This is a genomic window from Rossellomorea sp. H136, from assembly GCF_056838065.1.
In genome coordinates this window covers 3,515,022-3,528,527 of the sequence record NZ_CM166371.1, presented here as the reverse complement: position 1 = coordinate 3,528,527, position 13,506 = coordinate 3,515,022, and the positions used below count along the sequence as shown (strand labels likewise).

Annotated in this window: 10 protein-coding genes and 1 riboswitch; all 10 genes read left to right on the top strand. The window is 41.8% G+C overall.

Annotated features, from left to right (window positions below):
• Positions 1-72: 72 nt before the first annotated feature.
• The 10 genes from polX (at position 73) to uvrC (ending at position 12,852) form a co-directional block, all read left to right on the top strand.
• Positions 73-1,782, top strand: a complete 1,710-nt coding sequence (gene polX / locus ACYH0O_RS18080; RefSeq protein ID WP_482629767.1) for a DNA polymerase/3'-5' exonuclease PolX — start codon at positions 73-75, stop codon at positions 1,780-1,782.
• Positions 1,783-1,802: 20 nt separating this feature from the next.
• Positions 1,803-4,160, top strand: a complete 2,358-nt coding sequence (locus ACYH0O_RS18075) for an endonuclease MutS2 (protein ID WP_482629766.1) — start codon at positions 1,803-1,805, stop codon at positions 4,158-4,160.
• Positions 4,161-4,243: 83 nt separating this feature from the next.
• The gene (locus ACYH0O_RS18070) at positions 4,244-4,651 is read left to right on the top strand and encodes a DUF350 domain-containing protein (protein WP_148969871.1); all 408 of its coding nucleotides are present in this window, start codon (positions 4,244-4,246) and stop codon (positions 4,649-4,651) included.
• Positions 4,652-4,998: 347 nt separating this feature from the next.
• Complete coding sequence (locus tag ACYH0O_RS18065) at positions 4,999-6,693, top strand: long-chain-fatty-acid--CoA ligase (protein ID WP_482629765.1); 1,695 nt, start codon at positions 4,999-5,001, stop codon at positions 6,691-6,693.
• 137 nt (positions 6,694-6,830) lie between these two features.
• Positions 6,831-7,418, top strand: a complete 588-nt coding sequence (locus ACYH0O_RS18060) for a TetR/AcrR family transcriptional regulator (protein WP_374054444.1) — start codon at positions 6,831-6,833, stop codon at positions 7,416-7,418.
• A gap of 21 nt (positions 7,419-7,439) precedes the next feature.
• Positions 7,440-8,210 (top strand): enoyl-CoA hydratase, encoded by a 771-nt coding sequence (locus ACYH0O_RS18055; RefSeq protein ID WP_149156247.1) that lies wholly within the window; start codon positions 7,440-7,442, stop codon positions 8,208-8,210.
• A 133-nt stretch (positions 8,211-8,343) separates the two neighbouring features.
• Positions 8,344-9,117: an electron transfer flavoprotein subunit beta/FixA family protein gene (locus tag ACYH0O_RS18050; RefSeq protein WP_149156248.1), complete on the top strand. Its 774-nt coding sequence runs from the start codon at positions 8,344-8,346 to the stop codon at positions 9,115-9,117.
• Positions 9,118-9,159: 42 nt separating this feature from the next.
• Positions 9,160-10,140, top strand: a complete 981-nt coding sequence (locus ACYH0O_RS18045) for an electron transfer flavoprotein subunit alpha/FixB family protein (RefSeq protein WP_482629764.1) — start codon at positions 9,160-9,162, stop codon at positions 10,138-10,140.
• A 208-nt stretch (positions 10,141-10,348) separates the two neighbouring features.
• Positions 10,349-10,663 (top strand): thioredoxin, encoded by a 315-nt coding sequence (gene trxA, locus ACYH0O_RS18040; protein ID WP_148969866.1) that lies wholly within the window; start codon positions 10,349-10,351, stop codon positions 10,661-10,663.
• Positions 10,664-11,082: 419 nt separating this feature from the next.
• Positions 11,083-12,852 (top strand): excinuclease ABC subunit UvrC, encoded by a 1,770-nt coding sequence (gene uvrC, locus ACYH0O_RS18035; protein WP_149156250.1) that lies wholly within the window; start codon positions 11,083-11,085, stop codon positions 12,850-12,852.
• A 310-nt stretch (positions 12,853-13,162) separates the two neighbouring features.
• Positions 13,163-13,341: riboswitch (Lysine riboswitch) on the top strand.
• Positions 13,342-13,506: the final 165 nt, after the last annotated feature.

The window sequence follows — 13,506 nt, the reverse complement described above, 5'->3', positions numbered from 1 at the left end:
CGTTTTGCTTTTGCAAGGGACGGGGAGTCTTAAAGGTCCTAATTGTTAATTCTAAGATAGTAGGTGAATCTCTTGAATAAAAAAGATATTATAAAATTATTAGAAGAAATTGCGATATATATGGAATTGAAAGGCGAGAATTCATTTAAAATCTCCGCCTACCGAAAAGCGGCGGCGGCACTTGAGAATGATGACCGGAGCTTACAGGAAATCAGTGACTTTACGAAGCTGAGCGGAATCGGCAAAGGAACGGCGGGAGTAATCGAGGAATACATAAACGAAGGCATATCTTCTGTCCTTGAAGAATTAAAGGAAGAAGTTCCAAAGGGATTGATCCCCCTTCTTCAATTACCTGGTTTAGGTGGAAAGAAAATTGCCAAGCTTTATAGTGAACTTGGGGTAGAAAATATAGAAGACCTGGAGCAAGCGTGTAAAGCAAATAAAGTACAAGGTTTAGCAGGCTTCGGTAAGAAGACGGAAGAGAAGATCCTTTCATCCATCGAACAGGTTGGCAAGAGACCTGACCGTCTGCCGATTGCTTTTATGAATGGGATCGCTGAGGAAATTGAAGGTTTTCTTATCGGCATGGACAGCATCCAAACCTTTTCGAGAGCGGGAAGCTTAAGGAGAATGAGAGAAACCATCAAGGACCTTGATTTCATTCTGGCAACAGAGCATCCACAAGAGGTGAAGGAAGGTTTGTTGAAACTCTCCAATATCGTAGAAACCATCGCTGCAGGAGATACAAAAGTTTCACTGACTCTTTCGTATAATTGGGATGTAAGCATCGATTTTCGAATCGTAAAGCCTGAAGAATTTGCTACAGCCCTTCACCATTTTACCGGATCAAAGGATCATAATGTCCGCATGCGCCAGCTGGCGAAAGAACGCGGAGAAAAGATCAGTGAATATGGCGTCGAGAATAGTGAAACCGGTGAGATAAAGACATTTAATACAGAAGAAGAATTTTATCACCATTTTGATCTGCCCTTGATCCCACCAGAGCTGCGGGAAGATGGGAAAGAAGTGGAAGAGTTCCCTAAGGATTATTCCCTCATCACATTAGAAGATATAAAAGGGGATCTTCATATGCACTCCACCTGGTCGGATGGTGCATTTTCGATTGAAGAAATGGTAGAGGCTTGCCGTGCCAAAGGATATCAATATATGGCCATCACCGATCACTCCCAGTACTTACGTGTGGCAAACGGGCTGACTACAGAACGATTACTTAAGCAAATCGATGAAATTAAAGAAATCAACAAGATGTATGATGATATAGAAGTGCTTTCAGGAATCGAGATGGATATTCTTCCTGATGGTACATTGGATTATGAGGATGACATTCTTGAAAAAGTCGATCTTGTGATTGCTTCGATTCATTCGAGTTTTTCACAATCCCAAGAAAAGATCATGGAGAGGCTGACTACGGCCCTGAAGAGTGCCCATGTGGATATCATTGCCCATCCAACAGGGAGAATCATTGGTCGAAGAGAAGGTTATGACGTAGATATGGACCTTCTTATCCAGCTGGCGAAAGAAACTGATACGGCGTTGGAGCTTAATGCAAATCCGAATCGGCTGGATTTGTCTGCAGAAAATATCCGAAAAGCCCAGGAACAAAATGTAAAGCTCGTCATCAACACAGATGCACACAGTATCGATCACCTGGAATTCATGAAAGTCGGAATCGGAACAGCTCGAAAAGGCTGGATCAAGAAAGATACTGTCATCAATACATGGGATAAAAAAGAGTTAATCAAATTTATTAAGCGAAACTGATAAAAGGTGGAATACATTCCGTGAATTCTAAAGTATTTAAAACGTTAGAGTTTGATAAAATCAAAGAATTATTAAAGCAATATGCTGCATCCGCACTTGGTCATGCAAAGGTATCCTCTCTCATGCCATCCGTTGAGTATGAAGAAATTACAGCTCTTCACGAAGAAACAGATGAAGCCATGACCATCCTCAGATTGAAGGGTCATGCCCCGTTAGGCGGGATTTTCGATATTCGTCCACACGTCAAGCGTGCTCAAATAGGCGGGATGCTTTCCCCTTCTGAATTTGTTCAGGTAGCGAGTACGATCCGGTCAAGCAGGAAGCTGACGCTTTTTGTAGAGGAGTTACTGGAGGAAGAGGTGGACATTCCCCTTCTACAGGAGAAAATGGGGACGGTCATCCCCCTCCCTCATTTAGAGCAGGATATAAGAAAAGTCGTCGACGATAACGGAGAAATCCTGGATACAGCCAGTGAAGCACTCCGTACGATCCGTACCCAGCTCAGGGCCAACGAAGGACGGATCCGGGAGAAACTTGAACGAATGATCCGCTCTTCCAATGCTCAAAAAATGTTATCCGATGCGATCATTACCATTCGTAACGATCGGTATGTGATTCCCGTTAAACAAGAGTATCGGGGTCAATATGGCGGGATCATTCATGATCAATCATCATCGGGGCAAACGTTATTTATTGAACCGGAAGCCATCGTTCAACTGAATAATCAACTTCGTGAACTCCGATTAAAAGAGCAAGCTGAAATTGAAAAGATTCTTCAGCAGCTGTCTGAAAGTGTACAAGAATCAGGAGAAGAACTCCTCTTGATTGTTAGTGTCCTGTCAGATGTTGATTTCATGTTTACAAAAGCGAAGTTTGGACGATCCATTAAAGGATCTAAACCGACGATCAATAATGAACGCCGGGTGAGGCTGAACAAAGCCCGACATCCTCTTTTGCCGATAGATGAAGCAGTGGCGAATGACATCGAGTTGGGGACTGACTTTTCTTCCATTGTCATCACGGGGCCAAATACCGGGGGGAAAACCGTTACCCTGAAAACATTGGGATTAACTAGTTTAATGGCACAGGCCGGTCTGCCGATCCCGGCTCTAGATGGTTCTGAAGTTGGCGTCTTCCGTACCATTTACGCTGATATCGGGGACGAGCAATCGATTGAACAAAGCTTAAGTACCTTCTCTTCTCATATGGTCAATATCGTGGACATCCTTAAAAAGGTAGATCATGAGAGTTTAGTGTTGTTTGATGAACTGGGCGCCGGTACAGATCCTCAAGAAGGTGCAGCGCTGGCCATTTCCATTTTGGATGAAGTACATGGAACTGGTGCAAGAGTCGTGGCGACCACTCACTATCCTGAATTAAAAGCATATGGGTACAATCGTGAAGGGGTCGTGAATGCAAGTGTGGAATTTAATGTAGAAACATTAAGTCCTACCTATAAGCTTTTGCTCGGGGTCCCGGGAAGAAGTAATGCATTTGAGATTTCTAAGCGTTTAGGGCTATCAGATTCAGTCATTCAGAGAGCGAAGTCCCATATAGGAACGGATAGTAAAGAAGTGGAGAATATGATTGCCTCCCTCGAAGACAGCAGGCGTCAGGGTGAACGGGAGCTTGAGGAAGCCCATGAACTCTTAAGACAAGCCGAGAAAATGCATAAAGATATGCAGAAGCAAATGATGGAGTATTATGAGAAAAAGGATACACTTTACGAAAAAGCTCAACAAAAAGCCACTGAAGTCGTTGAAAAAGCGAAGGCAGAAGCTGAACAAGTGATCAAAGATTTACGAAAAATGCAACACGAAAAATCAGCTCAAATCAAGGAACATGAACTGATTCAGGCGAAAAAACAATTGGAAGATGCTACACCGAAATTGAAATTGTCCGGACAAAAGAAAAAAGTCAATCAGGCAATGCATGAGTTAAAACCAGGGGACGAAGTCAAAGTCTTAAGCTTTGATCAAAAAGGCCACTTGGTCGAACGAGTGTCTGCGAAAGAATGGCAAGTTCAGATGGGCATCATGAAAATGAAGGTGAAGGAATCAGATCTTGAATTCATTCAATCTCAACAGAAGGTAGAGACTAAACCACTCGCCACAGTGAAAGGAAAAGATTTTCACGTCAGCCTTGAGCTGGATCTACGCGGTGAGCGTTTCGAAAATGCATTATCCAGAGTGGAGAAATACATCGACGATGCTCTGCTTGCCGGTTATCCCCGCGTTTCCATCATTCATGGGAAAGGTACGGGAGCTTTAAGGCAAGGAGTGCAGGAATACTTGAAAAATCACCGATCGATCAAAAACATTCGTTTCGGGGATGCAGGCGAAGGTGGAACCGGTGTAACAGTCGTTCAATTTAAATAAGATCTGGAGACTGCTCATATGTACGAAGTTTCATTGTGAAAATAATTGAGTGGTTAAAATAAAGCGGTAAAGGGAGCTTTACGATGAAGAACTTTTGGGAAAATGAATTTGTTCAAACGGCTGGGAATTACAGCGTGGTCATTTTATGTTTGGTTCTGTTCTTAGCTATCTTCGAACTGGTCACAAAGTATAAGAATTGGGAAGAAATCAAAAAAGGCAACTTGGCCGTGGCGATGGCAACGGGAGGGAAAATATTTGGGATAGCGAATATTTTCCGCCACTCCATCAGCCATAATGATACCATCCTGACGACAATCGGATGGGGTGTGTTTGGCTTTTTTCTATTACTGATCGGCTATTTCATTTATGAATTTCTCACACCCAAATTTAAAATTGATGAAGAAATCGCTAATGATAACAGAGCGGTGGGCTTCATTTCATTGGTCATTTCAGTTGGTTTATCCTATGTAATAGGAGCCGGAATATCGTAAGGAGAGGGAATATGGAAACATTGGCAAAGGTTTTGCTCACGCTATGTGGCGGTTTTTTACTTGTAGGGATAATTTATTTGTTGGTCTTTACGTAAATGGTTGAGGAGATTTATCATAAAGAGTTTGGATATTGAAACAATGCTAAAATAATAATAAAGTACGAGCAGACTGTCATATGGTTGAATAGGCAGTCTTTTTTCTTTAATAAAATCATCTATTAGGACGGTCAAGCTTAAGAGATAGGAAAAAAGTATCGAGTGGATTGATTTCAAATTGTAACTGAAGTCCCCTTATAATATAATAGTGAATAGAAGAAATTTTCTAACAATTCATAAGGAGGGATTACAATGAATAAACCATGGTTTGCTGAATATCCAGCAGAGATTCCCACGGAGCTCGATTTAATCGCAAAGCCACTGCAGTCCTATTTATCTGAGGCAGCTACCCTTTATAGCAGTAAAGTTGCCATTCAATTTATGGGCAAGGAATTGACCTACACAGAATTACATGAATCCGCACTCAAGTTCGCTCATTACCTTAAGACGCTTGGAATTAAGAAAGACGATCGGGTTGCGATCATGCTGCCGAATACTCCTCAATCCGTAATCGCGTACTATGGCATTCTCTTCGCAGGTGGAATGGTCGTACAAACCAATCCATTATATATGGAGAGGGAAATTGAATACCAAATGAAGGACTCAGGTGCCAAGGTGATCCTGACATTGGATATTTTATATCCAAGAGTGTCAAAAGTGATGAAGAATACCGGACTTGAGCACATTATTGTAACCGCTATCAAAGACTACCTTCCATTTCCTAAGAATCTCATCTACCCATTCATCCAGAAGAAACAATACGGCATTGTTGTGAAAGTGGACCATTCAGGACAGAATCATTTATTTACGGAGATCATGAAAACAGCCAAACCAGAGAGTACCAATCAGGAATTTGATTTTGAAAACGATGTGGCTCTTCTTCAGTACACAGGCGGGACGACAGGTTTCCCAAAAGGGGTTATGCTTACCCATAAGAACCTTGTCGCCAATGCTTCCATGTGTGATGCGTGGCTTTATAAGTGTAAAAAAGGAGAAGAGCGTGTCCTTGGAATTCTACCATTCTTTCATGTGTACGGTATGACAGCCGTTATGATATTATCCGTCATGCAGGGATATAAAATGATCTTACTCCCTAAATTTGACCCGGAAACAACCTTGAAAACCATTCAGAAGCAGAAACCGACCCTTTTTCCTGGTGCACCGACCATCTATATCGGTCTGCTGAATCATCCGGAACTGAAGAATTATGACTTATCCTCCATCGATTCATGCCTTAGTGGAAGCGCCCCATTGCCTGTTGAAGTGCAGCAGCAATTCGAAGACGTTACGGGCGGGAAGCTGGTAGAGGGCTATGGATTGACAGAATCTTCACCTGTCACACATTCCAATTTCCTTTGGGATAAAGAAAGAATAAAGGGAAGCGTCGGAGTTCCTTGGCCAAGTACGGATGCAGCCATCTTCTCACTGGAAACAGGAGAACCGCTTCCACCGAATGAAATGGGTGAAATCGTCGTGAAAGGTCCTCAAGTGATGAAGGGTTACTGGAATCGACCGGAGGAAACCGAACAAACGTTAAGGGATGGCTGGCTATTGACCGGAGATTTGGGGTATATGGATGAGAGAGGTTACTTCTATGTTGTGGATCGCAAAAAGGATATGATCATTGCAGGTGGCTTTAATATTTACCCTCGTGAAATCGAAGAGGTTCTTTATGAACATCCTGCGATTCAAGAGGTTGTCGCTGCAGGCGTTCCTGATGAGTATAGAGGAGAAACCGTAAAGGCGTATGTGGTCCTGAAAGAAGGAGAAGTCCTGACAGAGGAAGAACTCAATGAATTTGCCCGTAAATACCTGGCTGCCTACAAGGTGCCCCGGATTTATGAATTTAGAAAAGAGCTTCCCAAAACGGCTGTTGGAAAAATACTACGCAGAGCACTTGTAGAAGAAGAGCGCCAAAAGGTAGAAGAGGAACAGAAAACAAGTTAAAATGAATACCATTGGGCTTTTTCTTTTTGTTGTAAAATTGGACAAGGCATCTCTTCTTGACAAGTAAAGAGAAACCTTTTATTATAAAAATATGAATGAACAGTCATTCATATTTCCTTAAGGCAGGTCAAGAACTCATGAAACGAAATAAACCTAAATACAAGCAAATTATCGATGCTGCTGTTATCGTTATAGCTGAAAATGGTTACCATCAGGCACAAGTATCTAAGATTGCGAAGCAGGCTGGAGTCGCTGATGGAACGATTTATCTCTATTTTAAAAATAAAGAAGATATCCTGATTTCGTTGTTTAAAGAAAAAATGGTACTCTTTGTCGAAAAAATTGAGGAAGTTATAGCAGGAAAACAGACAGTTTCAGAGAAATTATTAGTGATGATTGAAAATCATTGTAAAATTCTGTCGGATGATCACCATCTAGCGATTGTGACACAACTGGAGCTCAGGCAATCCAATAAGGAAATTCGCTTGAAAATCAACGATGTATTAAAAGGATATCTGCAATTAGTCGATAAAATTCTGATTAGCGGAGTAGAATCAGGAGAATTTTCAAGTGATCTGGATGTCCGGCTGGCTCGTCAAATGATCTTCGGGACTTTAGATGAAATGGTGACAACGTGGGTGATGAACGATCAGAAATATGATTTAGTAGCTCAAGTCCCTGCTATTCACAAACTATTACTTCATGGGTGTGGCGGCAGGAACTAAATTAGTTTAGGGGGATGAGAGATGGAAAGTTTATCATGGTCATTAGAGGGAAAGGTAGCAACGGTTCTAATCCAAAGACCTCCTGCTAATGCTTTAGCCAGTGGACTTATTAAAGAAATCGATGCAGTTCTGGATGAGCTTGAAGAAAACGCTGAAGTACGGGTGATCTTACTGAAGGGTGAGGGACGATTCTTCTCTGCTGGAGCTGACATTAAAGAATTTACAACGATTGAAACAGGTGAAGAATTCTCTAAATTGGCGAAAAAAGGCCAGGACGTTTTTGAACGGATGGAGAACTTTTCAAAGCCGATTATTGCAGCAATCCATGGCGCAGCTCTAGGCGGAGGTTTGGAGCTTGCAATGGGATGTCACATCAGATTGGTCAGCGAAAATGCAAAGCTCGGTCTACCGGAGCTTCAGTTAGGACTTGTACCTGGATTTGCAGGCTCTCAGCGCTTGCCGAAATTGGTAGGCAGAGCAAAAGCGGCAGAAATGCTATTAACGAGTGAGCCAATCAGCGGAACAGAAGCTGTACAGTGGGGACTTGCCAATAAAGCATATCCTGAGGATCAGCTCTTCGATAAAGCGAAGGAAATGGCCGATAAGATAGCGAAGAAGAGCCCAGGGGCGATGAAAGCAGCCATTGAGCTGTTAAGTTATACTAAAGATGATCGTTTCTATGAAGGTGTAATGCGAGAATCGGATCTTTTCGGTGAAATTTTTGTATCCGCTGATGCCAAAGAGGGTATTTCAGCTTTTGTTGAAAAGAGAGAACCGCACTTTAAAGGCTAGAATACATTCTTGTAATATAGTAAACTCTTATTGAGGGGCAGTCTTGAATGTTCAAGCTGCCCGTTCAAAGGGGTTAAATTGTCAAAATCTTTTTAAGGGAAAGAATGTTTACATTATTAGGAGGGGCTTACGCATGAACATCTATGTACTTTTGAAAAGAACGTTTGATACCGAGGAGAAAATTTCGATCCAAAACGGTCAAATTGCTGAAGATGGAGCTGAATTTATCATAAATCCTTACGATGAATATGCAGTGGAAGAAGCTATTCAAGTTCGTGATGCACATGGTGGAGAAGTGACGGTTGTGACAGTTGGCGGAGAAGAAAGTGAAAAGCAACTGAGAACAGCCCTGGCAATGGGTGCAGATAAAGCAGTCCTGATCAACACAGAGGATGACCTTGATCATGGTGATCAATTCACTACAGCCAAAATCCTTGCCCACTATTTAAAAGAACAGGAAGTAGATTTAATTCTGGCAGGTAATGTTGCCATTGACGGTGGGTCTGGACAAGTTGGACCACGTGTGGCTGAACAGCTTGATATCCCTTATGTAACAACCATTACGAAATTAGAAATTGATGGCGGAACAGTAACGGTTACACGTGACGTAGAAGGGGATTCAGAAGTAATTGAAACATCTCTACCTTTACTGGTAACGGCACAGCAAGGATTGAATGAACCACGATATCCATCACTTCCAGGAATCATGAAAGCGAAGAAAAAGCCTTTAGATGAAGTGGAATTGGATGATATTGATTTAGACGAAGATGAAGTAGAAGCGAAAACAAAAACAATTGAAATCTACCTTCCACCGAAGAAGGAAGCAGGTAAAGTGTTAGAAGGCGAATTGGATGCTCAAGTATCAGAGCTTGTTTCACTTCTTCGCAATGAAGCAAAAGTTATATAAGGCTAACTCATAGTAATAACTAACATTCAGGGGGTATTTAACATGGCGAGAAAAGTATTAGTACTTGGAGAAGTTAGGGACGGATCATTACGAAATGTTTCCTTTGAAGCGATTGCGGCAGGTAAAACAGTATCTGAAGGCGGAGAAGTAGTAGCCGTTTTAATCGGCAAAAGTGTAAGCGCTTTAGGTAATGAAATGATTCAATATGGTGCGGACAAAGTAGTGGTTGTGGAAGATGATAAACTGGAGCAGTATACGTCAGATGGCTATTCACAAGCCGTACTATCGGTTATCGACCAAGAAAAGCCTGAAGGAATCATCTTCGGACATACTGCACTTGGAAAAGACTTGTCCCCTAAAGTGGCCAGTAAGCTAAGCACAGGATTGATTTCTGATGCAACCGATCTTGAAGAAGCTGGCGGGAACCTTGTTTTCACAAGACCGATTTATTCAGGGAAAGCATTTGAAAAGAAAATTGTGACGGGCGGTGTGATTTTTGCGACGATCCGTCCAAATAACATCGAGCCGTTAGCGAAAGATGAGTCACGTACAGGAGAAGTTTCTTCCCTTTCCGTTGATATTAAAGACTTACGAACAATCATTAAAGAAGTCGTACGTAAAGCAAGCGAAGGTGTGGACCTGTCTGAAGCGAAAGTCATCATCGCAGGCGGACGCGGAGTGAAAAGTGAAGATGGATTCAATCCTCTTAAAGATCTGGCGGATGTTCTTGGTGGAGCTGTAGGAGCATCACGTGGAGCATGTGATGCCGACTATTGTGACTATTCCCTGCAAATTGGTCAAACCGGAAAAGTTGTAACGCCTGACCTATATATTGCATGTGGTATTTCTGGAGCTATCCAGCATTTAGCGGGTATGTCGAATTCAAAAGTCATCGTTGCGATCAACAAAGATCCTGAAGCGAACATCTTTAACGTAGCGGATTATGGAATCGTGGGTGACCTGTTCGAGGTGGTACCGATGCTGACTGAAGAGTTTAAAAAGCTTAAAGTATCTTCTTCTTAATTCAAATTCACGTTTCAAGTAGCGTCTAAAGGGTATGAGCATAGTATGTAGTGAAAATAAGGATGCAGCCAGATGGCTGCTCCTTATTTTTCTTCCCTGTATATTCCGTTATCTGAAGGGAATATTACCTACGAGCAGATTAATAGCATCACAAAAAAAACGGTGATATACTAGCGTTACATTCAAAGATTTTAGGAGGCGCATATAAATGGCAATTACACATGCAACTGATCAATCATTCTCAACTGAAACAAATTCCGGACTGGTATTAGCGGATTTCTGGGCACCTTGGTGTGGACCTTGTAAAATGATCGCTCCAGTTTTGGAAGAATTAGATGGAGAAATGGGCGACAAAGTAAAAATCGTCAAAGTTGACGTTGATGAAAACCAGGAAACAGCAGGTAAATACGGGGTTATGAGTATCCCGACTTTAGTTGTCCTTAAAGACGGCGAAGTTGTAGACAAAGTAATCGGTTTCCAACCTAAGGAAGCACTTGCTGAACTATTAAACAAACACGTATAAGATACTTTTATATACACCGGGGCCTTATTTGTGAGCTCCGGTGTTTTAATGTATTAAAATATCTATCAGACAGCTGTATCCTGGTCAACCAGCCCTGATACTTTTTGCCTTTGACCAAGCCGCAAGTCTTTAAGGCAATAAAAAATCAGATAAATGTTAAACCCTTAAACCAACTTTTGATTGGAATCCATTCTTTGAAAGCCTTACAATAGGCTAAGAAGGAATTCCAGACTGAGTTGGTTTTTATATGAAGAAACGGAAAAACATAAAAAAGTGACAAACAATAAAAAAGAACTGCCTTTTACCCCAATGAATTTCTTCAGGATACCAAAGTGATAAAAAAATTCACAGGAACAATCCGATCCTGTTTATTCTACAAAAACCGTCTATAACTGGGCAAACAAGAAGGGAGAGAGACGATGAACCCTACCATTACGAATAAATTAGCTCTATTACCGGATCAACCGGGATGTTATTTGATGAAAGACAGACAAGGTACGATTATTTATGTGGGTAAAGCAAAAGTATTGAAGAATCGTGTGCGCTCTTATTTTACCGGTTCCCATGATGCCAAGACTCAACGGTTGGTAGGTGAAATTGAGGACTTCGAATACATCATGACCTCTTCTGATCTGGAAGCCCTTGTGCTTGAAATGAACCTAATCAAAAAATATGACCCCAAATATAATGTTATGTTAAAGGACGATAAAAGCTATCCGTTTATCAAGCTTACGAACGAAAGACACCCAAGACTTATTACTACCCGCAAAGTCCAAAGGGGGAAAGGCCGGTATTTTGGTCCATATCCCAACGCAGGAGCAGCTAATGAAACAAAAAAACTTCTGGATCGTCTGTATCCGTTACGAAAATGCACTACCCTTCCTGACCGGGCCTGCTTGTATTATCATTTGGGTCAATGTCTGGCTCCTTGTATTAAAGAAGTAGGCAAAGACACATATAGAGAAATGACTGACGAAATTTCCAGGTTCCTGAATGGTGGGTACAAAGATATCAAGAATCAATTAACGGTGAAAATGAATGAAGCGGCAGAGAATCTTGAGTTTGAGAGAGCGAAGGAATTTCGTGATCAAATCCTTCACATTGAAGCGACAATGGAAAAGCAAAAGATGACCACGACCGATTTCACTGATCGGGATGTGTTCGGATATTCCGTTGATAAAGGCTGGATGTGTGTACAAGTATTCTTTGTGCGTCAAGGAAAGCTCATTGAAAGGGATGTGTCCCTCTTCCCTCTCTACAATGAACCCGAGGACGAATTTCTGACGTTCTTAGGTCAGTTTTATTCGAAATCCAATCATTTTAAGCCGAAGGAACTTTTCTTGCCTGAGGAGATTGATGAAGAATTGGCGGCTAAGCTGATAGAGGTGAAAATCACCAAGCCTAAACGGGGAAAGAAGAAAGAGTTGGTCAAGCTTGCCGAAAAGAATGCGAAACAGGCACTTGAAGAAAAGTTCGCTCTGATTGAAAGAGATGAAGATCGGACGATTAAAGCGATAGAACGTCTTGGGGAGCATATGGGCATTTATACTCCTTTCCGGATTGAAGCATTTGATAACTCGAATATCCAGGGTTCGGACCCTGTGTCTGCGATGATCGTATTCCTTGACGGGAAGCCGGCGAAGAAAGAGTATCGAAAGTATAAGATTAAAACCGTGAAAGGCCCTGATGATTATGATTCCATGCGGGAGGTCGTACGTAGACGGTATACGAGAGTTTTAAAGGATGGTCTTCCTTTACCGGATCTCATTATCATCGATGGGGGAAAAGGGCAGATCGAAGCGGCGAGGGATGTCATTGAGAATGAATTGGGGTTGGATATCCCACTTGGCGGCCTTGCGAAAGACGATAAGCATCAGACGTCGGAACTGCTGTATGGGAATCCTTTACAAATTGTCCCTCTTGAAAAGAGAAGCCAGGAATTCTACTTGCTGCAACGGATCCAGGATGAAGTCCACCGATTTGCCATCACGTTCCACAGACAGCTCAGAGGTAAAAGCGCCTTCCAGTCCACCCTTGACGACATTGACGGCATAGGACCGAAGCGGAAGAAGCAGCTTTTAAAACACTTTGGCTCCATGAAGAAAATGAAAGAAGCAACGGTGGAGGAGTTTATTGAGATAGGGATTCCGGAAGCTGTTGCTAAGGTATTAGTTGAAAAATTGAAGTAGGTAATAGTAGAAACAAGGAAGTATGTGGTTTCTTTTGATTGAGCTCATATTTAAAAGAGTGTTGTTTTTATAATGGTTTCGAAGTAACTTGTTGACTATGATAGTTGATTGTAGCGGAAGGTTCTCAACTCACGCCCCGCGGAAAGCGAGCATCAGGAGCGGAAATCAACCACTACTCGCTCCTGCAAATTAGCAACAAAATCTACGACGTAAATCAATAATAATATGATTTTATTTTATAGATGTGCATTGAATCACAAATTCTTATATGCTATAATTAACGAAAATTTATAACATTATCACTTTTTAAAGTGGTGATAGAGGTGCGAACTTCAAAAGTACAGGTAAAGAGGAGTATGAGCTCTGTTGAGATGCCTGGAAAGGGGAGATTCGCCGAAGTGGTTTTGGTCTCATGCTGATTCCGCTGGTTCTACGTTTAAGAAATGTAGGATTGTCAAGATGATTTAATCTTGGAGAGCTATCTCACAATGCCCATGAACCTATTTAGTATGTTCTGCTGTATGTTCATAAAGCAATGAGATATTATTCTCATTGCTTTTTTTATTATCCAGCGCAGGTGATGAACCTGTTCCATGAACGTTTAGGATGATTGTGATTGTACTCTTCACCATCAAAAAATGAGTCGTAACGATG